Source organism: Streptomyces sp. NPDC002520, from assembly GCF_053595235.1.
The window spans coordinates 49,114-74,339 of the sequence record NZ_JBSFXG010000029.1 but is presented as its reverse complement, the minus strand read 5'-3'; the positions used below and the strand labels follow the sequence as shown (position 1 = coordinate 74,339).

The 25,226-nt window shown below is 72.3% G+C and carries 19 protein-coding genes; 16 read left to right on the top strand and 3 right to left on the bottom strand.

The genetic code is table 11. The features are described from left to right. Positions 1-120 precede the first annotated feature (120 nt). From ACWD5D_RS31990 to ACWD5D_RS31970, 5 genes are read left to right on the top strand one after another with little or no spacing between them, the layout of a single operon-like run. Positions 121-1,278 carry an acyl-CoA dehydrogenase family protein gene (locus ACWD5D_RS31990; RefSeq protein ID WP_451376268.1) on the top strand — a complete coding sequence of 386 codons (1,158 nt, stop codon included), beginning with the start codon at positions 121-123 and terminating at the stop codon, positions 1,276-1,278. Then, on the top strand, positions 1,278-2,981 hold the full coding sequence (locus tag ACWD5D_RS31985) for a 5-guanidino-2-oxopentanoate decarboxylase (protein WP_451376267.1): 1,704 nt from the start codon (positions 1,278-1,280) through the stop codon (positions 2,979-2,981). Before ACWD5D_RS31990 ends, ACWD5D_RS31985 begins: the two co-directional genes overlap by 1 nt. Then, entirely contained in the window at positions 2,978-4,228 is a 1,251-nt protein-coding gene (locus ACWD5D_RS31980) for a Glu/Leu/Phe/Val dehydrogenase dimerization domain-containing protein (RefSeq protein WP_451376266.1), read from the top strand. The genes ACWD5D_RS31985 and ACWD5D_RS31980 overlap by 4 nt, the downstream gene beginning before the upstream one ends. Further along, on the top strand, positions 4,216-6,432 hold the full coding sequence (locus ACWD5D_RS31975) for an acetate--CoA ligase family protein (RefSeq protein ID WP_451376265.1): 2,217 nt from the start codon (positions 4,216-4,218) through the stop codon (positions 6,430-6,432). Before ACWD5D_RS31980 ends, ACWD5D_RS31975 begins: the two co-directional genes overlap by 13 nt. Continuing rightward, positions 6,429-7,265, top strand: a complete 837-nt coding sequence (locus ACWD5D_RS31970; protein ID WP_451376264.1) for an SDR family oxidoreductase — start codon at positions 6,429-6,431, stop codon at positions 7,263-7,265. Before ACWD5D_RS31975 ends, ACWD5D_RS31970 begins: the two co-directional genes overlap by 4 nt. Positions 7,266-7,529: 264 nt before the next feature. Here ACWD5D_RS31970 and ACWD5D_RS31965 read toward each other — a convergent pair whose 3' ends face one another. Further along, positions 7,530-8,441: a LysR family transcriptional regulator gene (locus tag ACWD5D_RS31965; RefSeq protein ID WP_451376263.1), complete on the bottom strand. Its 912-nt coding sequence runs from the start codon at positions 8,439-8,441 to the stop codon at positions 7,530-7,532. A gap of 194 nt (positions 8,442-8,635) precedes the next feature. Here ACWD5D_RS31965 and phnA point away from each other — a divergent pair, with 194 nt between their 5' ends. From phnA to ACWD5D_RS31950, 3 genes are all read left to right on the top strand, one after another. Further along, positions 8,636-9,907 (top strand): phosphonoacetate hydrolase, encoded by a 1,272-nt coding sequence (phnA, locus tag ACWD5D_RS31960; protein WP_451376262.1) that lies wholly within the window; start codon positions 8,636-8,638, stop codon positions 9,905-9,907. Between the two features lie 210 nt (positions 9,908-10,117). Next, a complete protein-coding gene (locus ACWD5D_RS31955) occupies positions 10,118-11,506 on the top strand; it encodes an MFS transporter (RefSeq protein WP_451376261.1) in 1,389 nt (462 codons plus the stop codon). A 315-nt stretch (positions 11,507-11,821) separates the two neighbouring features. Next, positions 11,822-12,955 (top strand): TIGR03364 family FAD-dependent oxidoreductase, encoded by a 1,134-nt coding sequence (locus tag ACWD5D_RS31950; RefSeq protein ID WP_451376260.1) that lies wholly within the window; start codon positions 11,822-11,824, stop codon positions 12,953-12,955. Between the two features lie 87 nt (positions 12,956-13,042). Here ACWD5D_RS31950 and ACWD5D_RS31945 read toward each other — a convergent pair whose 3' ends face one another. Further along, positions 13,043-14,521 (bottom strand): aldehyde dehydrogenase family protein, encoded by a 1,479-nt coding sequence (locus ACWD5D_RS31945; RefSeq protein WP_451376259.1) that lies wholly within the window; start codon positions 14,519-14,521, stop codon positions 13,043-13,045. Between the two features lie 299 nt (positions 14,522-14,820). Here ACWD5D_RS31945 and ACWD5D_RS31940 point away from each other — a divergent pair, with 299 nt between their 5' ends. The 8 genes from ACWD5D_RS31940 to ACWD5D_RS31905 all read left to right on the top strand — a co-directional run bounded on the left by ACWD5D_RS31940 (position 14,821) and on the right by ACWD5D_RS31905 (position 24,411). Then, positions 14,821-16,440, top strand: a complete 1,620-nt coding sequence (locus tag ACWD5D_RS31940; protein ID WP_451376258.1) for an APC family permease — start codon at positions 14,821-14,823, stop codon at positions 16,438-16,440. A 303-nt stretch (positions 16,441-16,743) separates the two neighbouring features. Then, positions 16,744-18,045, top strand: a complete 1,302-nt coding sequence (locus tag ACWD5D_RS31935; RefSeq protein WP_451376257.1) for a flavin-containing monooxygenase — start codon at positions 16,744-16,746, stop codon at positions 18,043-18,045. Beyond that, positions 18,042-18,512, top strand: a complete 471-nt coding sequence (locus ACWD5D_RS31930; protein WP_451376256.1) for a RidA family protein — start codon at positions 18,042-18,044, stop codon at positions 18,510-18,512. Before ACWD5D_RS31935 ends, ACWD5D_RS31930 begins: the two co-directional genes overlap by 4 nt. Next, positions 18,509-19,183, top strand: a complete 675-nt coding sequence (locus ACWD5D_RS31925; protein WP_451376255.1) for a DUF1028 domain-containing protein — start codon at positions 18,509-18,511, stop codon at positions 19,181-19,183. The genes ACWD5D_RS31930 and ACWD5D_RS31925 overlap by 4 nt, the downstream gene beginning before the upstream one ends. A gap of 8 nt (positions 19,184-19,191) precedes the next feature. Continuing rightward, complete coding sequence (locus ACWD5D_RS31920) at positions 19,192-20,340, top strand: M20 family metallopeptidase (protein WP_451376254.1); 1,149 nt, start codon at positions 19,192-19,194, stop codon at positions 20,338-20,340. Positions 20,341-20,521: 181 nt separating this feature from the next. Continuing rightward, on the top strand, positions 20,522-21,964 hold the full coding sequence (locus ACWD5D_RS31915; RefSeq protein ID WP_451376253.1) for an aspartate ammonia-lyase: 1,443 nt from the start codon (positions 20,522-20,524) through the stop codon (positions 21,962-21,964). Between the two features lie 84 nt (positions 21,965-22,048). After that, the gene (locus ACWD5D_RS31910; RefSeq protein ID WP_451376252.1) at positions 22,049-23,416 is read left to right on the top strand and encodes an MFS transporter; all 1,368 of its coding nucleotides are present in this window, start codon (positions 22,049-22,051) and stop codon (positions 23,414-23,416) included. 68 nt (positions 23,417-23,484) lie between these two features. Next, complete coding sequence (locus tag ACWD5D_RS31905) at positions 23,485-24,411, top strand: LysR family transcriptional regulator (protein WP_451376251.1); 927 nt, start codon at positions 23,485-23,487, stop codon at positions 24,409-24,411. A 26-nt stretch (positions 24,412-24,437) separates the two neighbouring features. Here the strand turns inward: ACWD5D_RS31905 and ACWD5D_RS31900 are convergent, their stop codons facing one another. Further along, a complete protein-coding gene (locus tag ACWD5D_RS31900) occupies positions 24,438-25,055 on the bottom strand; it encodes a TetR/AcrR family transcriptional regulator (protein ID WP_451376250.1) in 618 nt (205 codons plus the stop codon). Positions 25,056-25,226: the final 171 nt, after the last annotated feature.

Below are 25,226 nucleotides of genomic sequence, written 5' to 3'. Positions count from 1 at the left end.
ACCACAACTGAATCATCATTCAGTACCCACACCCATTGACACGAGCGATCCGGGGTCCAAATACTGACTGACAATTCAGTAGTAGGACGCAGGACGCCCCTTGTCGTATCTGGAGAGCCCATGTCAGAGCTGCCCACCGAGCTGGTCCCGCTGAGCCCGGAACAGCGGGACATCATCGATCTCACCCGTTCCTTCGCTCAGGAGGAGATCCGGCCCCGGGCCCGCGCCGTCGACGAGGCCGACACCGAGACCCCCTGGGACCTGTGGCGCAAGGCCGCCAAGGTCGGCATCACCGGCTTCATGCTGCCTGCCGAGTACGGCGGCGGCGGCTTCACCGACGTCTTCACACAGGTGCTGGTGCAGGAGGAGCTGTGCGTCGGTGACCTCGGCATCGGCAACCTGCTGTGCTCCAACGGCTTCTTCGCCGACCCGCTCATGGAACTCGGCACCGAGGAGCAGAAGCGCACCTGGCTCACCCCGCTCGCCGGCCCCGACACCCCCATGACGTCGCTGGCCACGACCGAGCCCGGCGCCGGTTCCGACGCCGCCTCCATCACCACCACGGCCACCCGCACCGCCGGCGGATACCGCCTCAGCGGCCAGAAGGCCTGGATCTCCAACGCCGGAGAGGCCGAGAGTTACGTCGTCTTCGCGAAGACCGATCCCACCGAGCGCTCCCGCGGCGTCACGGCCTTCCTGCTGCGCAAGGGCACGGAAGGGATGGAATTCGGCGCGCCCATGCGGAAGATGGGCCAGCGCGCCATCGTCTGCCGCGAGATCTTCCTCAACGACGTCTTCGTCCCCGAGGAGGACCGGCTGGGGGACGAGGGCCGCGGATTCCACGGCCTGATGCGCACCTTCGACATCTCCCGCGCGGTCCTGGGAGCGGCCGCCACGGGCGTCGCCCGCGCCGCGTACGAGTACGCCCGCGACTACGCCAAGAACCGTGTGCAGTTCGGCAAGCCGGTGATCGAGCACCAGGCCGTCGCCTTCCGGCTCGCGGACATGCGCACCCGCATCGAGCAGGCACGCCTGATGACCTGGCGCGCGGCCAAGCGACTCGACGCGGGCCTGGACGCCACCACCGAGGCGGCGATGGCCAAGCTCACCGCGTCGGAGACCGCCGCCTACTGCACCTGGGCGGCCGTCCAGACGCTCGGCGGCTGGGGCTACTCGCGCGAGTACCCCGTCGAACAGTGGATGCGCGACGCCAAGTTGGAGGAGATCGAGGAAGGCACCTCCGACATCATGCGCCTGGTCATCTCCCGGAGCATGTGATGACGTCCGCCATCTCGGTACCGCAGACCGGACCCACGGTGTCCGACAGTCCCCTTCCCACCGGCGGCGAGGCCCTGGTGCGCGCCCTCGCCGCGCACGGGGTGACCCGGGTGTTCGGCATTCCCGGCACCCACAACCTCGAGATCTACCGGCACCTGGGCGCCTACGGCATCGACCACCTCAACCCCCGCCACGAACAGGGCGCGGGCTACGCCGCCGACGCCTACGCCCGGGTCAGCGGGAACCCGGGGGTGGCGATCACCACCACCGGGCCGGCCCTGCTGAACATCGCGGCCGCCGTCGGCCAGGCGTACTCCGACAGCGTCCCCCTGCTCGTCGTCTCCCCGGGCATGCCACTGCGCCACCCCCGGCAGTCGACCGGCCTGCTGCACGAGATGCGCAGCCAGACCGAGGCGCTGCGCGGCGTCGCGGCCTTCAGCCACCGGGTCTCCTCCATCGAGGAGATCGGCGTCGCGGTCGCCCGCGCCTTCACCCTCTTTTGCACGGGGCGGCCCCGGCCGGTGCACATCGAGGTGCCGCTGGACCTGCTCACCGACTCAGGGCCGGCCGGAGCGGTCCGGACCGCACCGGCGGCCGGGCCCGCGCCGGCCGACGCGGGCGCCCTCGCGGCGGCCGCCGAGGCGCTGCGCTCGGCGACCCGCCCGGCGATCGTCCTCGGCGGCGGCGCACGCGGCGCCGCCGAGGAATGCCTGCGGCTGGCCGAGGAGTTGGGCGCCCCCGTGGTGACCACGGCCAACGGCAAGGGGATCGTCGCGGAGACGCACCCGCTCTCGCTCGGGGTCTCCCTCCACACCCAGGTCGTGCGGCGCTGGCTGGGGGAGCGGGACGCGGTGCTCGCGGTCGGTACGGAGCTCGCCGAGTCCGACCTGTGGGACGCCCCGCCCCTGCTCGGCGGCACCCTCGTCCGGGCGGACATCGACCCCGCGCAGATGTACGCGGGGCTGCCCGCGGACATCGCCCTGGTCGGAGACGCCCGCACCACCCTGGGCGCGCTGCTCGCCGCGGTCAGCGACGGTGACGCGCCCAGTCGCAGCACCAGCACGGGCACCAGCGCCGGCACCGCCCGCCCGGACTCCGGTGCCGACCGTGCCGTCCATCGGACCGTCGCCGCACTCCGAGCCGACCGGGACGAGGAGACGCGAAGCCTCGACGCCCACCTCCTCCCGTATCTCGCGGCGATCCGGTCGGCGCTCCCCGCCGACGCGGTGATCACCTCGGACAGCGCCCAGTGCTGCTACTACGGTGCGATACCGCACCTGCCCGTCGCCCCGGAAGGCCGCTATCTGCACCCGACGGGCTTCGGGACGCTCGGCTACGCCCTGCCCGCCGCCATCGGCGCCAAGACCGCCGATCCGGGCCGACCGGTCGTCGCACTCAGCGGCGACGGCGGCCTGCAGTTCTCCGTGCAGGAGCTGGCCACCGCCGTGCAACTGCAACTCCCGCTGCCCGTCGTCGTCTTCGACAACGGCGGATACGGCGAGATCCGCGACGAGATGCTCGCCCGCGGCGACCGCCCCACCGCGGTCGACCTGCCCTCGGTCGACCTGCCCGCCCTCGCCCGCGCCTACGGCGGCCACGGCGTGCTCGCCGACTCGCCCGGCGCGCTCGCCGAGGCTCTGCGGGGAGCCCTGGTCACCGCGGGCCCGACCCTCATCACCGTCCCCGAGGAGCCCTCCCGATGACCACGACCGCCACCACCTCGCCGACGTCCGCCGGGTCCGCGACGGGCGCACCGCAGGAGACCCGGGCGGCCGCCGCCCCCCTGATCTCGCTCACCTGGACCGACCAGGAGACCGGTTACCGGGGATTCCTGGTCATCGACCGCCTGGTGCGCGGCGTGTCCAGCGGCGGCCTGCGCATGCGTGCCGGCTGCACGCTGGACGAGGTCACCGGCCTGGCCCGGGGCATGACCATGAAGGAGGCGCTGCACTACAACCCGCAGGGCCGCTACATCCCGCTCGGCGGCGCCAAGGGCGGCATCGACTGCGACCCGCGCGACCCCGCCGCCTACGGCGTCCTCGTCCGCTACCTGCGCGCCGTACGCCCCTACATCGAGCAGTTCTGGACCACCGGCGAGGACCTGGGCCTCACCCAGGACCTGGTCGACCGGGCCGCCGCCGAGGCGGGCCTGGTCTCCTCCATCCAGGCCGTCTACCCGCTCCTCGACGACGAGGTCGCCGCCCGGCGACGCCTCGCCGACGCGTTCGCCATCGACGTCGACGGCATCGGCCTGGACGAACTGGCCGGCGGCTGCGGCGTCGCCGAGTCGGTGCTCACGGCACTGGACCGGGCCGGTGTCCCGCACGAGGGAACGCGCGTCGCGGTGCAGGGCCTCGGCACCATGGGCGGCGCCACTGCACGCTTCCTGGCCCGCGCCGGGCTGCGCGTCGTGGCGGTCGCCGACATCAAGGGCACCATCGCCAACCCGGACGGCCTGGACGTCGAGGCGCTCCTCGCCGCCCGTGACGGGCACGGCTGCGTGGACCGCGCCGCGCTGCGCGCCGAGGACCGGGAACTGCCGTCCGGCGCCTGGCTGACGGCCGACGCCGAGGTACTGGTGCCGGCCGCCGTCTCCTACGCCGTGGACACCGCCAACCAGGCCGGCGTCACCGCCCGTTGGATCGTCGAGGCCGCCAACATGCCCGTGCTGCCCGAGGCGGAGACCCTGCTGGCCGCGCGCGGCATCACCGTGCTGCCGGACGTCGCCGTCAACTCCGGCACCAACGCCTGGTGGTGGTGGACGCTGTTCGGCGACATCGACGCCGACGCCGACGAGGCGTTCGCCCACATCCGGCGCTCGATGCGCGCCCTGGTCGACCAGATCCTGGCCCGCGCCGAGGCCGAGGGCACGACGCCCCGCGCCGCCGCCCACGCCCTGGCCGCCGACCGGGTGCCGGTCATCGCGGAGCGCTTCGGATGGTTCCGTTGACGGCCCCGGACGTCGAGCGGGCCGCGGGTCGGGGCTCGCTCGACACCCTCTTCGACCCCCGCTCGGTCGCCGTCGTCGGCGCCTCCGACAACCCCGAGAAGTGGGGCTACTGGCTCGCCTCGGGCGCGCTGACCGGACGCCACCGCCGTGCCGTCCACCTGGTCAACCGGCGCGGCGGTGCCCTGGACGGGACGCCGTTCCTGCCCGACCTGTCCGCGCTGCCGAGCACGCCGGAACACGTGGTCGTGGCGGTGCCGGCCGCACAGGTGCGCACCGTCGTCGCCGACGGTCTCGCCGCCGGCGCGCGCTGCTTCACCGTCATCACCTCGGGAGGCGCCGGCGCCGACGAGGAGCGCGCGCTCGCCTCGCTGGTCACCGAGCACGGCGCGCGCCTGCTCGGGCCCAACTGCATGGGCGTCGTCGACACCACGGCCGAACTGCGCCTGAGCTGGGGCGACTTCCAGGCCGGGCAGGTCGGACTGGTCTCGCAGAGCGGCAACCTCGCCCTGGAGATCGGTCGCCTGCTGGCCCGCGCCGGGCAGGGCTTCTCCCGCTTCGTTTCCCTGGGCAACCAGCGGGACATCGACGCCGGTGACGCCCTGGAAGCCCTCATCCACCACGAACCGACGAAGGTCGTCGCCGCGTACGTGGAGGACTTCCGTGACGGCCGGCGCCTGGCACGGGCCCTCGCCGCGGCGCACGCCGCGGGCAAGCCGGTGCTGCTGCTGACCCTGGGCCGCAGCGAGGCCTCCGGGCGGGCCGCGGCCTCCCACACGGGCGCCCTGGTCAGCGCCCGTGCCACGGTGGAAGCGGTCTGCCGGGACGCCGGCGCCCTGCTCCTGGAGTCGGCCGGCGATGTCGTGGACACCGCCCTGTGCCTGCTGGCGGTTGCCGGCACGCGGCGGCGCGGGGGCGGCGCCGGCCGCTCCCGGGTGGCCGTCGTCGGCGACAGCGGAGGTCAAGGCGCCCTGGCCGCCGACGCGTTCGCCGCCCGCGGGCTGGACGTACCGGCGCTGTCCGAGCCCACCCGCGCCGCCGTCGCCGCACATCTGCCGCCCGGCGCAGGCTGCGGCAACCCCGTGGATCTGGCCGGCGCGGGCGAGGCCGACCTGGACACCTACGCGCGCATCGCCCGGACCCTGCTGTGCTCCGGTGAGGCCGAGGCCGTCGTCCTGACCGGCTACTTCGGCGACTACGCCAGCGCCAACCCCGCGCAGGAACAGCACGAGTGCGCCGTCGCCGCGCAACTCGCCGACGCCGCCGAGGAGTCCGGCCGTACCCTCCTGGTGCACACCATGGCCCGGGACACGGCCGCCCTCACCGTTCTGCGTGATCGCGGCATCCCCGTCTACGAACGCATCGAGAACGCCGCGACAGCCCTCGCGGGCACCGTACGGGTTCGTGCGGCGACCCCCGTGCCCCCGGCGGACGCGCAGTCGCAGACGAGCGAGCACCCTGTCACCGACGGCGGATACCGCATCGTCCGCGAGATGCTGCGCGGGTACGGACTGACCTTCCCCGACGCGGAGTTCGTCGGCAACGCCGACGACGCCGTCCGGGCCGCCCGGCGTATCGGCCATCCGGTCGTCCTCAAGGCGATGGGCCTGGCTCACAAGACGGAGGCGGGCGGTGTGGCACTCGGGCTCCGTGACGAGCCCGCCCTCCGTGCCGCCTTCGCCGCGATGCGGGCGGCGACCGGCGCCGCCGAGTACGCCGTCGAGGCGATGGCGACCCCGCCCGACGCGGTCGAACTCATCGCCGGCGTACGGCGGGACCCGGCCTTCGGTCCCGTCCTCATGGCCGGCATCGGCGGCGTACGAGCCGAACTCCTCGGTGACGTCGTACTCGCCCTCGCTCCCGTCACCCCGGAGCACGCGCGCGACCTGCTCCGGTCGCTGCGCCACGCGCCCCTGCTCGAGGGCTGGCGCGGGGCGCCCGCCGTCGACCTGGACGCGGCGGCGCACGCGCTGTGCGCGCTCGCCCGCGCCGCGGTCGAACACCCCGAACTCGCCGAACTCGAAGTCAACCCGCTGCTCGTCCACCCGGGCGGCGCCCTCGCCCTGGACGCGCACGCGGTCCTCGCACCGGACGCGCACGCGGTCCTCGCACCGGACGCGCACGCGGTCCTCGCACCGGACGCGCACGCGGTCCTCGCACCGGACGCGCACACGCTCCTCGCACCGACCGAAAGGCCCCGCACATGAGCCCCGACACCGCCCCGCACGGCACCGCACCGGCCCTGGCCGGCGCGGAGTTCGCCGACCGCACGTACCTCGTCACCGGCGGCGGCAGCGGCATCGGCCGCGCGATCGCCCTGGCCCTCGCGGAGGCCGGCGCCCGGCCCGTCGTCGCCGGACGCACCCCTGAGCGCCTCGACGAGACCGTCGCGCTGATCGAGAAGGCCGGCGGCAGCGCGCTCGCCGTCCCCACCGACGTCCGCGACCCGCAGGCGGTCGACGCGCTGGTCGCCGCCGCCGTCGACCGGTACGGACGCGTCGACGGCCTGGTCAACAACGCCGCGGGCAACTTCGTCTCGCCCGGCATCGACCTCAGCCCGAACGGCTGGCGCGCCGTCGTCGACATCGTCCTCAACGGCTCGTACTACTGCACCCGCGCCGTCGCCCGCCACCTGCGCGAGGAAGGCCGGGGCGGCTCGATCCTCTCCGTCATCGCGTCGTACGCCTGGCACGGCCACCCGGGCACCGTGCACTCCGCCGCCGCCAAGGCCGGGGTGCTGGCCATGACCCGCACCCTCGCGGTCGAACTGGCGCCGCTGGGCATCCGGTTGAACTGCGTCGCGCCGGGCCCGACCGAGACGGACGGCGCAGGCGCGGCGCTCTGGGCGACCCCTCAGGCCCGCGCCGAAGTCCTCTCCTCCGTCCCGGCAGGCCGCTTCGCGGCCCCGTCCGAGGTCGCGGACACCGCCCTCTTCCTCCTGGGCGACCGCGCCTCCTACCTGACCGGCGAGTGCCTGACGCTCGACGGCGGCCAGTGGCTGGGCAAGCAGATCTACGGGCGGAGCACGACGAACGCGTAGTCGAGACTGTCCGGACCCCGCGCCCGAGCGCGGCCCGCAGCGGAGCCCGGCCCCCCCGGTGACCGGCCGGGGCCGGGCTTCGTCGACGTCGGTCACTTCGGCGGGCGCCGGGCCTCTCCGCTTCGGTGAGGTCTCCCGGCGCCGGGCCTCTCCGCGCCGGTCAGGTCCAGTCGGTCAGGTCTGCCGGCTGCCGACGGCCGGCCTCTCCGTATCGGTGAGGTCCACCGGCGTCCGGCCTGGCCCCGTCGCTCACCGCCTCGTCGCTCACTGCCCCGGTGTGTCAGGCCACTGCTGGAGGCGTCGCAGGAGGCCGGCGAAGGCGCGTTCCGCGGGGGAGAGGAGGCGGTCGCGGCGGCGGACCAGGTTGACCGGGCGTGGCTTGGGCTCCGGGGCGACCGGCAGCGCCACCAGCGTCCCGGCACGTACGTCCCCGACGATCGCGTGCTCGGATATCAGGGTCACGCCCAGCCCGGCCGCCACACACTGCTTGGCCGCCTCCGGACCCCACACGTCCGCGGTCGGCACATCCGCCAAACCCCAGTCGGACAGGGCCCGTTCCTGGTGCACACGGGTCTGCGAGCCCGGTTCGCGCAGCAGGAAACGTGACCGGGTCAGGGCGTCCGGCGCGATCTCGCCCGACTCCGCGAGCGGGTGCCCGGCGCCGGCGACCAGCACCAGCCGCTCGTCGAGCACCCTCTCACCGACCAGCTGCGCGGCCCCCGGAGTGCCGGCGACCACCGCGATCCCGATCTCCCCGCCCAGCAGCCGCTCCTGCACCGCCTCGTTGTTGCCGACGAAGATGTCGCAGTCGATGCCGGGATGGCGGTGCTGGAAGCGGGCCAGCAGCGACGGCAGCAGATAGGTGCCGACCGTCGTCGAGCCGCCGACCAGCAACCGCCCCGAGGACAGCCCGCTCACCTGCTGCACCGCCGTCACGGCCTCCTCGGCGAGCAGGAACACGCGCTTGCCGTACTCGGCCAGCACCTGACCCTCCGCGGTCGGCCGGATGCGCGCCCCGGACCGGTCGATCAGGGTGACCCGCATCGACTGTTCCAGTCGGCGGACCTGGTTGGAGACGGAGGGCTGACTCATGTAGAGCTTCTGCGCCGCCGCGGAGAATCCCTGGTGCTCGACGACCTGCATGAAGATCCACAACCTGTGAAGGTTGAGTTCCACGTGTTCCCTCCGTGCTCGGCGCACGGCGAGCCTAACCCCGCGCGGACCTGCTGGGGAGGGGGCCGGACCACCCGCGGTGGGCTATGGCGGCTATAGCGACGCCGGTGGTTCTGCGCCCTCTCGTCCCGGTGCTACTCATGGACTGCGGAAGGGCGACGCCTTCACCGACACGGACTCCAGGGGTGGATTCGCACATGACAGAGGAGAACCGCCGGCAGCCGGCCGCGGGCCAGATCGAGGTCAACGGACGCCGCTACGCGTGGCCGCAGCGCCCAGTGGTGGTGGTCTGCATCGACGGCAGCGAGCCCGCCTACCACGAGCGGGCGATCGCCGACGGCCGGATGCCGTTCCTGGAACAGATGCTCCAGCGCGGCAGCGACCTGCGTGCCGACTGCACGATGCCGTCGTTCACCAACCCCAACAACCTCTCCATCGCCACCGGAGTGCCGCCCGCCGTCCACGGCATCTGCGGCAACTACTTCTACGACGCCGACGCGGGCGGCGAGGTGATGATGAACGACCCCGCGCTGCTGCGGGTCCCGACGCTGTTCGCGGAGTTCTCCCGGGCCGGCGCCGACGTCGCGGTCATCACCGCGAAGGACAAGCTCCGCCGGCTGCTGGGCCACGGACTGGACGGCGGTGTCTGCTTCTCCGCGGAGAAGTCTGCACAGGCCGCCGAGGAGGACCAGCGGATCGCGAAGGTGCTGCAGCGGGTCGGCATGGACCAGCCGTCCGTCTACAGCGCCGAACTCAGCGAGCTGGTCATGGCCGCCGGGACGGAGCTGCTCGCGGGCGACCGCCCGGAGCTGATGTACCTCTCGCTGACCGACTACATCCAGCACAAGCACGCCCCCGGCTCACCGGTCGCCAACGACTTCTACGCCATGCTCGACCGCTGGTTCGCGAAGATCGACGCGCTCGGCGCCGTGCTCGTGGTCACGGCCGACCACGGCATGAACGCGAAGAGTGATCAGGACGGAATAGCAAATGTGATATATCTGCAGGACATCTTGGACAAACGGCTGGGCGCCGACGCCGCGCGCGTGGTGCTGCCGATCACCGACCCGTACGCCGTGCATCACGGCGCCCTCGGGTCCTACGCCACCCTGCACCTGCCGGACGGTACCGACCTGCCCGCCCTGAGCGGGGCGCTGGCCGGCCTCGCAGGTGTGGCGGAGGTGCTCACCCGGCAGGAGGCCTGTGAGCGTTTCGAACTGCCCGCCGACCGGATCGGCGACCTGGTGCTGGTGGCCGAGCGCAACACCGTGCTCGGGACCACTCCGGAGCGGCACGACATCTCGGGCTTCACCGAACCGCTGCGCTCACACGGCGGACTGACCGAGCAGCGGGTGCCGTTCCTGGTCAACACGGAGGTCGAACCGCTCCCGGCCGGGCACCGACTGCGGAACTTCGACAGCTACTGGGTGGGCACGGCTCTGGCGGCCGACCGCTCGCCGCTCACCTGACGGCACCGCTCACTCGACGGTACCGCTCACCTGGCGGCACCGTTCGTCGGAGGGCACCGCTGATCCGACGGCCTTCACCTATGGATTTTTTTAACCCCCCTCGCCTTCATCTCCTCCCCACGACCCGGCCCCGGCACGCCCGCCGAGGTGCGTGCCGGGGCCGAGCCATGCCCGTACCAGCCCCATTCCCCCGAGGGACAGGACTCCGCCATGGCCGAACGCACACCGCAACAGGCGCCGGACGACTCCGAGAGAGCCGGCACCGCCACCCGGGAGGCGCCACCCGGCTCCACCACGCACCCCGGCGCCGCCCGCTCCCAGCGCTGGCGCTGGCAGATCTTCGCCGTCACCTGGATCGCCTATGCGGGCTTCTACTTCGTCCGCACGACGTTCTCCGTCGCGAAGCTCGGCATCCTCGAAGACCCCGGCGTGAACACCGTCCTCACCGAGCACGCCCTCGGGGTCATCGACGCCGTCTACCTCGCCGCCTACGCGGTGGGCCAGTTCGTCTGGGGCATGTGGGCCGACCGGTTCGGTCCACGGGTCGTCGTGGTGGGCGGCATGATCGGGGCGATCGCCGCCTCGGCCGTCATGGGACTGAGCAACGCCCTCGCGGTGTTCGGCGTCGCGATGGTGGTGCAGGGCCTCGCCCAGTCCGCGGGCTGGGCGCCGCTGTGCAAGAACATGGGCAATTTCTTCGCCGTCCAGGAACGCGGGCGCATCCTCGGTCTGTGGAGCACCAACTACGCCTTCGGTGGCCTGGCGGCACCACCCTTCCTCGGCTGGCTGGCCTACTCCGTCTTCGACAGCTGGCACGCGGCCTTCTTCGCCGGTTCGGCGACACTCGCCGTGGTCCTGCTGCTGTTCCTGCTCTTCCAGCGCAACGCGCCCGCCGATGTGGGCCTGCCCGGCCCTGACGCGGACACGGCCGGGCCGGGCAACGCGACCTCGGACGCGGACGCGGCCGGACCGGCGGAGGGACACCACCGGGGGCGCAACGCGCTCGCTCTGTACCGCGAGACCCTGCGCGACCGCATGGTGCTCACCCTCGGAGCCGCGTACTTCCTGCTCAAGCCGGCCCGCTACGCGATCCTGCTGTGGGGCCCGGTCCTCGTCAGCCGGCGCCTGCCGCACGTGGGCAAGGTCGGCGACACCCTCATCCCGATCGCCTTCGGCGCCGCCGGAGTGCTCGCACCCATGGTCATCGGCTGGGTCTCCGACAGGCTCTTCGACTCCCGCAGGGTCCCGCCGTGCGTCCTCGCGCTGGCCGTGCTGACCGTGGTGCTCGGTCTGTTCACCCCCCTCACCGCGTCCGGCAGCATCGGTGTCATGGTCGCGGTTCTCGCGGTGATCGGACTGGCGGTGTACGCCGCCGACTCGATGATCTCCTGCGTCGCCGCCGTCGACTTCGGCAGCTCCTCAGGCGCCGGCACCGCCGCCGGCCTGGTCAACGGCTGCGGATCGGTCGGCGCCATCCTCGGCGGCCTGCTGCCCGGCTTCCTCTCCGGAGACGCCCTCTTCTACGGCTTCGCCGGCGCCGCCCTGCTCGCCGGGCTGATCATGCTCCCGCACTGGAACCGGGTCCCGCGCACCGTCTGACCGGCCTCATCACCAACGGGCGCGGTGTCCGACCGGCCTCGCCACCGGCACGCGCACCGTCTGAGCGGTCTCATCACCGGCACGCGCACCGTCTGAGCGGGCTCATCTCCCGCACGCGTGCCGCCCGACCGGCCCCCTCACCGACAGGCGCAGTGTTCGACCGGCCCCCTCACCGACAGGCGCAGTGTTCGACCGGCCCCCTCACCGGCAGGCGCAGTGTCCGACCGACCCCACCACCGACATGCGCCCTGTCCGACCGGCTCCACTCCCGAGCACGCGCACCGCCATCACCGCAACCCGCAGAAAGGGGTACCCGTGCCCGACAACCGTGCGGACACCGCCGTCATCGGAGGCGGCATCCTCGGCCTCGCCCACGCCCTGGCCGCCGCCCGCCGGGGCGACCGAGTGGTCCTCTTCGAACGCGGCGAGTTCGCCGCCGGCGCGTCCATCCGCAACTTCGGCATGATCTGGGCCATCGGCCAGCAGCGCGGCCCGATCTACCAGCGTGCGCTGCGCAGCCGGGAGATCTGGCTGGAGATCGCCGCCAAGAGCGGCATGTGGGCCGAACCCACCGGCTCGCTGCACCTGGCCCGTCATCCGGACGAGGTCGCGGTGCTGGAGGAGTTCGTGGCCACCACCCCGGCCGCGCGCGACAACGGCACCACCATGATCACCGCGGCGGAGACCGCCGCCCGCAGCTCCGTGGCCCGCTCCGACGGCCTGCTGGCCGCCATGTGGAGCCCCACCGAGCTGAACGTGGACCCGCGCCGGGCGATCCCCGCCGTCGCCGCCCACCTCGCCGCCGAGTACGACGTCGAGCTGCGCTTCGGCACCACGGTCCGGGGGATCGACCTGCCCACCGTCTCCACCACGGACGGCGACTGGAAGGTGCACCGCGCCTTCGTCTGCAGCGGCAACGACTTCGAGACTCTCTACCCGGAGGTGTTCGCCGACAGCGGCATGGTGCGCTGCAAGCTGCAGATGATGCGCACCGGGCCGCAGGGCCCGGACTGGCAGCTCGGGCCCATGCTGTGCGGCGGTCTGACGCTGCTGCACTACGCCGCGTTCGACGACTGCGTCGCGCGCGCCGCCCTGCGCGACCGGATGGACGAACAACTGCCCTTCCACCGCGAGAACGGCATCCACGTGCTGCTCTCGCAGACCGCCGACGGGCGCCTGACCATCGGCGACAGCCACGCATACGGCATGACGCACGACCCCTTCGAGAGCGAGGAGGTCAACCAGGCGGTGCTCGACTACCTCGGCACCTTCGCCGAACTACCCGATCCCCGGATCACCGAGCGCTGGGTGGGCTACTATCCCTCGCTGCGCGACGGCCGCACCGACCTGGTCCTCAGCCCCACGCCCGGAGTGACCGTCGTCAACGGCGTCGGCGGCGCCGGCATGACGCTGTCCTTCGGGCTGGCCGAGGAGAACATCGGCGGCTGATCCCGCCGCACGACGGGAGGGCCCCGGCAGTCCGATCCACTCGGACTGCCGGGGCCCTCCCGTCGTACCGGGGCTCGCGCGTCGGCGTCAGTAGCTCATGCAGGCCGAGTGCCACTCGGTGTAGAAGTCCCACACCTGCGGGGAGCACTCCGGCGGCCCGTACTGCGAGGCCTTCGAGCCCACGTGCGGCAGGTGCGCGTACGCGCCCACCCCCGGGCGGTTGACGTGCAGCATGCCCGCCTCGAGGCGCTCCACCGCGGTGAAGGCCCGCGACTGGTCGGCGGTGAAGACCGTGCCCGACATGCCATAGCGCACCGAGTTGGCGATCCGCATGGCGTCGTCGAACCCGTCCGCGTCGACCACCGCGAGAACCGGCCCGAAGACCTCCTCCTGCGCCAGCTCGCTGTCCCAGGGCACGTCCCGCAGCACCGTCGGCTGCAGATAGCAGCCCTCCGGCAGCCCGGGATCCTCCGCCCGTCCGCCGCCGCACAGCACCTTGGCGCCCGCCTGCTGCGCTCCGGCCACCGCGTCCAGTGCCGCCTGCACCCGGGCCTCGTTGACGACCGGGCAGACCTGGGAGCCGGGATCGTCGCCGGGGCCGACGCGCAGTGCCGACACGCGTGTGACCAGGCGGTCGAGGAACTCCTCGCGGACCCGTACGTCCACGACGGCCCGGCTGGTGGCGCTGCACCGCTGCCCGGCTTGGCCGAAGGCGCCGGCGAGGACGGCGCTCACGGCACCGTCGAGGTCGGCGTCGTCGCAGACCACCACCGCGTTCTTGCCGCCGAGTTCGAGCTGGGTGCGCAGCAGCCGGTGCGCCCCGCCGACGTGGATCGCGGTGCCCACGGCGAGCGAGCCGGTGAAGCTGATCCCGGCGACGCAGAGGTTGGCCACCAGCGCCTCGCCCGCCGCCACGTCTCCCTGCACCAGGTTGAGCACGCCGTCGGGCAGCCCGGCCTCCTGGAACACCTCCACCAGCAGCGCCGCGGTCAGCGGGGTCAGCGGCGACGGCTTGAGCACCGCGGTGCAGCCGGACAGCAGGGCCGGGGCGACCTTCCACATGGGGATCGCCAGCGGGAAGTTCCACGGAGAGACGAGTCCGACGACGCCGATGGGCCGCCGGAACGTGTAAGCGAAGGTCCGCTCCTCCTCCGCGGGCGCCGTCACTCCGCCGAGCAGCCGGGCCTGCTCCACCGTGAAGTCCAGTACGGCACGGGCCCGGGCGACCTCGCCGCGGGCCTCGGCCAGCAGCTTGCCCTGTTCCCGGGTGATAACGGATGCGAATTCCTCGGCCCGTTCGGCCAGGATCCGGCCCGCGGCCGCAAGGTGGTCCGCCCGTCTGATCGGGCCGGCGTCGCGCCAGCGGGGCAGCGCCGCCGCGGCGGCGTCCACCGCCCGGTCCACATCGACCCCGCCGGACTCGGCGAACTCGCCTATCACGTCGCTCAAGTCCGCGGGGTTGACGTTCTCCCGGGTCTGACCCGCCTCGGCCGGTACCCACTGGCCGTCGACGAGGTTGAGCAGCTGATGCGGCCTTGCCGTGTACCGATTCGGAACGCGTCTCATGCCCGGCCCTTCCGCTGGTCTGATCGGCGCCGCCCACCCTTGGCCCGGCGCCGGTGTCGGTTCTGGCCAGGCTCGCTCAGTGCGCGGGCGTGATCAACGGCCGATCTGCGAATGCGGGTGATAGCCCGGCCCTATCACCTCACCCCCACCGTGCACTGCGCTCCGGTCGGAAAAAAACCCGCTGACGCTCTCTTGACGCCCGGTGCGACGCACGCCACAGTCATGCCTTACTGACTGTTCGTTCAGTCAGTTCGCTTCGGTGTTCCACCCGCACCGCCACGTCCGTAGGAGCCATCCCCGTGACCCACGCGACCCCATCATCCGGCCCGAGCACCCCCGACCTGTCCGAGGGGTGGAGCGAGCAGCGCTCCCACCTCCGCAAGGACCTGCGCCGCCTCGACGTGCTCTTCTTCCTGATATGCACGCTCGTCGGCCTCGACACGATCGGCTCGGTCGCCGCTCAGGGCCCGCAGGGACTGACCTGGATGGCCGTCCTCGCCGTCGTCTTCTTCCTGCCCTACGGCCTGCTGGTCGCAGAACTCGGCTCCGCCTTCCCTGTCCAGGGCGGCCCCTACGTCTGGACCCGGCTCGCCTTCGGACGGCTGGTCGCAGGTCTCAACCAGGTGCTCTACTGGCTCTCCAACCCGGTCTGGCTGGGCGGCAGCCTGTGCATCATCGCCCTGACCACCTGGGAGGAGTTCTTCACCCCGTTGCCGGGGCTGTGGAAGTACGCGGCCGGACTCGCCTTCATCTGGATCGGCGCCCTCGCCGTCATCCAGTCCGTCCGGGTGGGCAAGTGGGTGCCCACCGCCGGAGCCATCGCCCGGATCGTGCTGCTCGGCTTCTTCCTCGTCTCGGTGGTCGTCTACGCCGTCCAGCACGGCGTGCACGCGCTGCCCGCCGCCGAGTTCAACCCCACCTACGCCGGCTTCGTCGCCCTGGTGCCCGTCCTCATCTTCAACTACGTCGGCTTCGAACTCCCCAGCTCCGCCGCCGAGGAGATGACCAACCCCAAGCGTGACATCCCGCTGTCCATCCTCCGCTCCGGCTTCGCCTCGCTGGTCCTCTACGGAGGCCCGATCCTGGGCATCCTCTTCGTCCTGCCGGCCAAGGAGATCGGCAGCCTCGCGGGATTCATCGACGCCTGCAAGGCGGTCTTCACTGTCTACGGGGGGCACATCGAGGCCGACGGCACCGTCGTCCTGACCGGCGCCGGCTCGGTGCTCGGCGGCATCGCGGCGGCCGGTCTCATCATCGGCCTGCTCACCAGTGGCGTCACCTGGGCCATGGGCGCCCACCGGGCACAGGCGGTGGCCTGTGCGGACGGCGCGGGACCCGCCTGGCTGGGCAAGATCTCCGAACGCCACGGCACCCCCGTCCGCGTCAACCTGCTCTCCTCCGTCCTCGCCTCCATTCTGCTGATCGTCGCCCTCAACCTCACCGACGGCAACGGCGAGAAGTACTTCGCGGCCGGACTCGGCCTGGCGATCAGCACCACCTTCATCTCCTACGTCATCACCTTCCCGAGCCTCGTGGTGCTGCGCCGCAAGTACCCGGACACGCCGCGGCCGTACAGCGTGCCCGGCGGCCGGGCCGGCGCGTGGGTGGTCACCGTGCTCTCCACCGGTCTGGTCGCCTTCACCGTCGTGGTCCTCATCTGGCCGGGCTTCGGCGTCGGCTGGTTCGGCAGCGCCGGATCCGCGGCCGACTCGCTGCCCCCGAGCTTCGCGGGCGAGCGGATGCAGTACACCCTCAGCCAGGTCGTGCCCCTGCTGTTCTTCCTCGGGGTCGGCGGGCTCTTCTACGCCTGGGGAGCCCCGGCGCGCCGCCGGGCACGGGCCGCGGAGGCCGCGGCCGTCCGCGACGGCCGCGACCTGGCGCACCACCTGACGACGACCGCCTCCGCCGCCGAGCAGTGATCCGGTAGCGCGCCCTGTCCGCCCGGCCGCCCGAGAGGCGGCCCGGCGCGGCACCGACGCCCACCCGGCAGCGCGACACCCCGGCCCGCGTCCGCCTGTGCCGTCTTCGGTGACATCACCGAAGGCCTCACAGGCGGACGCGGGCCGGTCGCGTTCGGCGTCCGGATGTCCTGCATCGAAAAATCAGATGACCTCCAGCTGAAACATCTGTTGGACAGAAATTCGGGCGCGCCCCAGGATTTCTCGTGCGGTAGCGAGGTGGACGTGACACCGAGATGAACTACCGCCCGAGTGGAGGCTGAAATGCCGAGTGAACAGACCGACGTGGTCGTCGTCGGGGCGGGCCAGGCAGGTGTGGCGATGAGCGAGCACCTGGGAGCCCAGGGGGTACCGCACATCGTCCTGGAGCGGCACCGCATCGCCGAGCGGTGGCGCTCGGAGCGGTGGGACTCCCTGGTCGCGAACGGGCCCGCGTGGCACGACCGGTTCCCGGGGCTGGAGTTCCCCGACGTCGCCCCCGACGCCTTCGCCCCGAAGGAGAAGGTCGCCGACTACTTCGTCGCGTACGCGGAGAAGATAGGCGCCCCGATCCGGTGCGGCGTCGAGGTGACCTCGGTGCGCAGGCACGACGGCCGGCCCGGCTTCCGGGTCGAGACGTCCGAGGGCACCATCGACGCGCGCTTCGTCGTGGCCGCGACCGGACCGTTCCAGCGGCCCGTGATCCCGCCCATCGTTCCGGACGGCGCCGTCCCCGTGCAGATCCACTCCAGCGGGTACCGCAACCCGGAGCAGCTCCCCGAAGGCGCGGTCCTCGTGGTCGGGGCCGGCTCCTCGGGTGTCCAGATCGCCGACGAGCTGCGCCGCTCGGGTCGCCGGGTCTTCCTCTCCGTCGGCTCCCACGACCGTCCTCCCCGCGAGTACCGCGGCCGTGACTTCTGCTGGTGGCTCGGCGTGCTCGGGCTCTGGGACCTGGAGACGCCGCCCCAGGGTGCCGAACACGTCACCATCGCGGTCAGCGGCGCCCGCGGCGGCCACACCGTGGACTTCCGCGCCCTCGCCGCGTCCGGCATCCAGCTCGTCGGTCTGACCGCGTCGTACGACGACGGCGTGCTGTCCTTCGCGCCGGACCTCGCCGAGAACATCGCGCTCGGTGACACCAAGTACCTCGAACTCCTGCGGGCGGCCGACGCGTACGTCGAGCGCAACGGGCTCGACCTGCCCGAGGAGCCGGAGGCCCATGTCCTCGGACCGGACCCGGACTGCGTGACCGACCCGCTCCTGGAGCTCGACCTGGCCGAGGCCGGCGTCACCTCGATCGTCTGGGCGACGGGCTTCGCCGCCGACTACGGCTGGCTCGAGGTCGACGCGTTCGACGAGAACGGCCGGCCGGAGCAGCGCCGCGGAGTGTCCGCCGAGGCCGGCGTCTACTTCCTGGGCCTGCCCTGGCTCTCCCGCCGCGGATCGAGCTTCATCTGGGGCGTCTGGCACGACGCCCGGTACGTCGCCGACCACATCACCACCCAGCGCGGATACCTCGCGCACGGCACCACCGACCGGTCCGGCACCGCACCGGCCACCGACGAGAACTTCAGGAGCGGACGATGACTTCCACGAGCGAGGGCCGTCGGGCGAAGGACCCGATCGTCGCCGGCGGGCACACCCGGATCCGCCCGTTCAACACGCGCGACACCTACCCCGAGCAGAACCTCGACAACGACCTCTGCCAGGCCGTCGTCGCCGGGAACACGGTCTACGTCCGGGGCCAGATCGGCCAGAACCTCGACACCAGCGAGAACGTGGGCATCGGCGACGCCGAGGCCCAGGCCGAGCAGGCGATGGCCAACATCAAGATGCTGCTCGAAGAATCGGGCAGCCGCATGGAGCACCTGGTCAAGCTGACCATCTATCTGATCGACCCCCGCTACCGCGAGGCGGTCTACCGCACCGTGGGCCGCTGGACCAAGGGCGTGCACCCGATCTCCACCGGCCTCGTGGTCTCCGCGCTGGCCCGCCCGGAGTGGCTGTGCGAGATCGACGCGATCGCGGTGATCCCCGAGGAGGAGGGGCGATGACCTTCTCCCTGGTGGTACGCGACGGCGAGCGGTTCGGCATCGCGGTCAGCTCGTCGAGTCCGGCCGTCGCGGCCCGGGTCGCCCACCTGCGCCCCGGGATCGGCGCGGCGGCCTCGCAGAACGTCACGGATCCCACGCTCGGCACCCGTCTGCTGGAGCGGCTGGCGGAGCACGGCGACGCGCAGCGCGCCCTGGCCGAGGTCACCGGCGCGGCCCACAACGCGGCGAACATCGACTACCGGCAGCTGACCGTCCTCGGCAACTCCGGTCCCGGGTACGCCTACAGCGGTGCGCGGACCCTGGGCAAGCACGCCTCGGCCACGGCGGACGGAGCGGTCGCGGCCGGCAACATGCTGTCCGGCGAGCACATTCCCGACGTCCTCCTGGACGCCTATTTCAGCGCGACCGGCGAGGTCGAGGAACGTCTCGTCGCCGCGCTGCGCGCCGCTGTCGCCGCCGGGGGCGAGGAGGGGCCGGTGCACTCCGCGGGCCTCGCGGTCGTCGCGGACGTGGACTGGCGCGTGACCGACCTGCGCGTGGACTGGGCCGAGGACCCCATCGAGCGGCTCGCCGAGCTGCTCGAGATCTGGCTGCCGCAGCGGGACGACTACGTGCGCCGCGGTCTCGACCCTGTCGATGCCCCCTCGTACGGCGTTCCGGGCGATCTGTGACGGGGACTGTGACGTTGACACTGAAAGAGGCCGCACGGCGCGAGGTCGACCGTCACGCGGACGCGCTGATCGCCCTCTCCGAACGGCTGCACGCCGACCCGGAGACCGCCTGGGAGGAACACCGGGCGGCCGCCGCCGTACCGGAGTTGCTGGACCGCGCCGGATTCGACGTCACCTCGTCCTACCTGGGCCTGGAGACGGCGTTCCACGCCCGGTTCGGCAGCGGGCCCACGCGGATCGCGCTGTGCGCCGAGTACGACGCGCTGCCGGGCCTCGGCCACGCCTGCGGCCACAACCTCATCGCGGCGAGCTCGATCGGCGCCGCGCTCGGACTGGCGGCCGTCGCCGACGACGCCGGCATCACCGTGGAGGTGTACGGCACACCCGCCGAGGAAGGCGGCGGCGGCAAGATCGAGATGCTGGACCGCGGCGCCTTCGCCGGGGTGGACCTCGCCATGATGGTGCACCCGGCCCCGGTCGACGTCGCCGAGGCCCGCCCGTTCGCGGTCAGCCACTCCAAGATCTCCTACACGGGGAAGTCCGCCCATGCCGCGGCCTATCCCGAGGCCGGGATCAACGCGGCCGACGCCTTCACCGTGGCCCAGGTCGCGATCGGGCTGCTCCGCCAGCAACTGCCGGCCTCGGCCCGCGTGCACGGCGTGGTGACCCATGCCGGGGACGCGCCGAACGCCATCCCGGAGCGCTCGACCGGACGCTGGTACGTGCGGGCGGAGACCCTCGCCGAACTCGCCGAACTGGAGCCACGCGTGATGCGTGTCTTCGAGGCGGGCGCCCTCGCGACCGGGTGCGACCTGACGGTCGAGCCGGAGAGCAAGCCGTACGCGGAGTTCCGCACCGACGAGACCGCCCTCGGGCACTACCGCGCGAACGCCCTCGCCGTGGGGCGCGAGTTCGCACCGCCCGGCCAGGCCGCGCGGATGAACCGCGCCTCCACCGACATGGGCAACGTCTCGCAGGTGGTGCCCGCCATCCACCCCTACATCGGGATCGGCTCCCTGCCCGCCACCAACCACCAGCACGAGTTCGCCGCGTTCTGCGTGGGAGGACAGGCCGAGCGGGCCCTGCTCGACGGGGCCGTGGCGCTGGCCTGGACCGGAGTGGACCGGGGCGCGGCGACCGGGGGAGCGGCGGCGTGACAAGGGCCGCCGCTCCGGGCCCGGCGACGGGCTGCCTGCGGGAGACCGGCCGTCCGACGCGGGCGGACCTGGGCGGCCTTCCGCCCGGGTCCGGCCCGGCGGTCCTCCCCACCGCTCCCGGAACCCGACTTCCCCTGTCGCCCGGCGACTTCCCCGACCCTCGACGAACTGGAGGACACCGATGACCCTGGCTTCCGGCTCTCCGCGACAGACCGCACCGGGCGGCGCGTTCCGGACGGACCACGACATGCTGGGGGACGTCGACGTGCCCGCGGACGCCTACTACGGGGCGCACACCGCACGGGCGGTCGTCAACTTCCCCCTCACCGGCGAGACCATCGCCTCCCGGCCGCATCTGATCGGTGCCCTGGCCGCGGTGAAGGAGGCCGCGGCACGGGCGAACGCCGAGGTCGGCGCGCTGGACGGCGAACTCGCGTCGGCGATCGCGGCCGCCTGCGCCGAGATCCGTGACGGCGCGCTGCACGAGCAGTTCGTGGTCGACCTCATCCAGGGCGGCGCGGGAACGTCGACCAACATGAACGCCAACGAGGTGATCGCCAACCGCGCCCTGGAACTGCTCGGACGGCCGCGTGGCGACTACTCCGCACTGCACCCCCTCGACCACGTCAACCTGGGCCAGAGCACCAACGACGTGTACCCGACCGCGGTGAAACTGGCGCTGGACGGGCACATCGCCGAACTCCTCGTCGCGCTGGCCGGGTTGCGCGAGGCGTTCGCCGACAAGGCGGCCGAGTTCGCCGACGTGCTGAAGATGGGCCGTACCCAGTTGCAGGACGCCGTGCCCATGACGCTCGGCCAGGAGTTCGGTGCGTTCGCCGCCACCCTCGCCGAGGACGAGCAACGGCTCGCCGAGGCACGGCTGTTGCTGCACGAGCTGAACCTCGGCGGCACCGCGATCGGCACTGGACTCAACGCCCGCCCCGGCTACCGCGAGCGCGCGGTGGAACACCTGCGCCGGCTCACCGGCATCCCCACGCTGGTGTCCGCACCCGACCTCGTCGAGGCCACCCAGGACGTCGGCGTGTTCGTGCAGCTGTCCGGCGTCCTCAAGCGGGTCGCGGTGAAACTCTCGAAGATCTGCAACGACCTGCGCCTGCTGTCCTCGGGGCCGCAGGCCGGATTCGGCGAGATCACGCTCCCGGCACGACAGGCCGGTTCGTCCATCATGCCCGGCAAGGTCAATCCGGTGATTCCCGAGGCGGTCAACCAGGTCGCGTTCGAGGTCATCGGCAACGACGTCACCGTCACCCTCGCCGCCGAGGGCGGCCAACTGCAGCTCAACGCCTTCGAACCGATCATCTACCGCAGTCTCGGCGCCGGCCTCGACCACCTCACCGCGGCCATCGCGGTCCTCTCCGAACACTGCGTGCGCGGCATCACCGCGAACCGGCGCAGACTCGCGGAGACCGTCGCCGCCTCCACCGGTCTGGTCACCGCGCTCAGCCCCGCCCTCGGCTACGAGACCGCCTGCGCCCTCGCCCTGGAGGCGCACCACACCGGCCGGCCCGCACTCGACCTGGTACGCGAACGCGAGCTGCTGAGCGAGGCGGAACTGCGCGTGCTCATCAGCCCCGCGTCCCTGACCGGGCAGGCCGTGACCTGAGGCCACGGCCTCCGCTCTCCCCACAGCCCCGAAATTCTCCCCAATGCCCCGCATTCTTCCGCTCACCCGTCCAAGGAGGCACGTATGGCCACCGGGAACACCGATGTCATGACAACCAGAGGCGAGGGGGGCACCGACCCCGTCGCCCTGCGCAGAAGCGTCGCCGCCGGAGCGATCGGCGTGTTCGTGCACTGGTTCGATTGGGCGGCCTACGCCTATCTCGCCGGCACCGTCGCGACGGTGTTCTTCCCGGCCCAGGACCGGACCACCGGACTGCTCGCCGTCTTCGGCGTGTTCGCCGTGTCGTTCGGCATCCGGCCTGTCGGCGCACTCGTGTTCGGGCCGCTCGGCGACCGCATCGGCCGCAAGCGCACCCTGTCGCTCGTCATCTTCATGATGTCCGGCGCGACGCTGGCGATCGGACTGCTCCCCGGCTACGGGACGATCGGGGTCGCCGCCCCGTCGCTCCTGGTGTTCCTGCGCCTGCTGCAGGGATTCGCCGCGGGCGGCGAGTTCGGCAGCGCGGCGAGCTTCCTCGCCGAGAGCGCCCCCCGACGCCGTCGCGGATTCGGCGTCAGCTGGCTGGAGGTCGGCTCGCTGCTGGGCTTCCTCGCCGGGTCGTTCGTCTTCCTGCTGCTGTCGACGGGGCTCACCGACGACCAGTTGACGTCCTGGGGCTGGCGCATCCCCTTCCTCGTCTCCGCGCCGCTGGGCGTGATCGGCTTCGTCATCCGGAACAAGATCGAGGACACTCCCGAGTACCGGGCACTCGAAGCCAACGACAGCGTCCCGCGCACTCCCGTGCGGGAACTGCTCCGCTCCCACAAGAAGCAGATGCTCCAGGCGGCGGGCCTGATGACGGCCATGCACGTGCCGTTCTACACGGTGCTGACCTACCTGGTCACCTACGAGACCGACCACCTGGGGCACTCGGCCGGCGCCGCCGCCCTGCTGTCCACGGTGATCTCGCTGCTGGGCCTGGTGCTCGTGCCCGTGTTCGGCATCCTGTCCGATCGCGTGGGACGCAAGCCGGTCTTCGTCGGAGCCACGGCCACCCTCCTGGTCGTCGCCACCCCCGCGTTCCTCCTCATGCGGACCGGTACGACGGGAACCTGGATCGCCGCTCTGCTGCTCGGCGTCATCCTGGCGGCGATCCTCGGCACCTACGCGGTGTGGTCGGCGGAGATCTTCCCCACCCGTACGCGCCAGAGCGGGCTGTCCATCTCCTACAACATCACCGCGGCGCTGTTCGCCGGCACGGTGCCCTACCTGATGACGGTGCTCATCGACGCCACCGGCAGCACGCTGATCCCGGGCCCGTACCTGATGGTGGTCGCCGTCGGCGGCCTCGTCGCCGCGCTGTCCCTCCCGGAGACGGTCGGCTCGCCCCTCCTGCGTCCCGAGGACGTGCCCGACGCGGCTCCCGCGACCCGGGAGGACGCTGCCGCATAGGGCCCCGGACACCGCGGCCGCATAAGGTCGGGCTCGGACACCCGCACCATCAGCCGCAAGGGTCACACATGACGTCACCGGTGGGCTTCACCTTCGTCCAGCTGCGCTACTTCCTCGTCGCCGCCGAGTTCGGGTCGATGACGGCGGCGTCAGAGGAACTGCACATCGCGCAGTCCGCGGTGTCCGCGGCGATCCACAAGCTGGAGCGTGACCTGCGGGTCGACCTGTTCATCCGCCGCAGGGGTCAGGGCCTGGTCCTGACCCCCGCGGGGGAGCGGCTGCGCAGTCAGGCCCGCGAACTCCTCGCCCGCGCACGCGAGGTCGAGGGGGAAGCCCGTGGCAGCGGCGGGACGCTGTCCGGACCGGTGGCCGTCGGCTGCTTCATGACGTTGGCGCCGTACTATCTGCCGGCCCTGTTCAGCGCCGGCACCCGGCGCCACCCCGGGATCGACATCGACGTGGTGGAGGGCGAGGCGCAGCAACTGTTCCAGGCGCTGCGCGCGGGACGGATCGACTTCGCCCTCACCTACCACCTCGGCCTGTCCGCCGAGGCCGACCTGTGTGGCGAGACGATCGCCCACGTCCCGGCCCATGTCATCGTCCCGGCCGGTCATCCCCTGGCCGGCCAGGGCACCGTGGAGCTGAGCGAGCTGGCCGCCGAGCCCCTCGTCCTGCTCGACCTGCCCTACAGCCGCGACTACTTCCACGCCCTCGTGGCCGCCACCGGTACAGCGCCCGACGTGCGCTACCGCACCCAGAACTACGAAGCCGTCCGCTCCCTGGTGGCCCGGGGGCTCGGCTACTCCGTGCTGAACCAGCGCCCCGCGACCAGCCAGACCTACGGCGGCGGCGAGGTCGTGGAGCTGGAGCTGCGCGACGGGCACCCTCCGCTGGAACTCAAACTGGCCACCGTCCAGGGAGTGACCCCGAGCGCCCGCGCCCAGGCCGTCATGGAGCTGCTGCGGGAGATCGCGGCCGACCGCGCCGCCGCCTGACGCGAACCGGGGCGGGGCGTTCGCCGCTACAGCTCGGCGCACCCGGTCACCGCGCGCGCGTGAGCCATGATCAGCTCACGGGCCTTGTCCCAGCGCATGGCCGCGTTGTGGCTCACGATGTGCAGGCCGAAGCCGTCCTCCAGCGCGACGAGCCCGTGCGCCAGGTCCTGCGCGCCCGCGGCGAGGGTGAAGACTGCGGTCGCCGCCCCGACCTCCAGCGCCATCGTGTAGAGAGCGACCTCCCTGGCGAACAGCGAGGTCATCAGCTCGGCGTGGCCGGGACTGCGGCCGGCGCGCCGGTGCAGTTCGTACAGCAGCCCGTGCACGGGGTCGTCCGCCGCACGGGGCAGACCGCTGTGCAGCAGCGCCCGCAGCCGGCCGGCGGGATCGCCGGCCGGCGCCTCGTCGTACGCCTGCTGCCGGGACGCCAGATAGCTCTCGACCGCTCCCCGGTGCACCTCCAGCACGAGGTCGTCGAGCTCGGGGTAGTAGTACAGCACCGAGCCCTGCGAGACGCCCGCGGCGTCCGCGATGTCCTTGATACGCAGCCCTTCGAGCCCGCGCTCGGCGATGGCACGCCCCGCGGCGGAGACGAGCGCCTCCCTGCGAGCCGTCTGGTTGCGTGGTCTACCGACTTTCCCCATGGTCAGTGATTCTCTGCTACTCGGACCAACTTCTGCAAGAAGTTCGTGACCAGAGCATTGACGTCGGCCTGATGCATTGTTTGAATCTCAGTTCAAAGAAACCGTGCGGGTACGCGCTGCCGGGCCACCTGGCCCCTGCCGCGCCCGCTGCCTCGACCGCAGTGCCCCCGA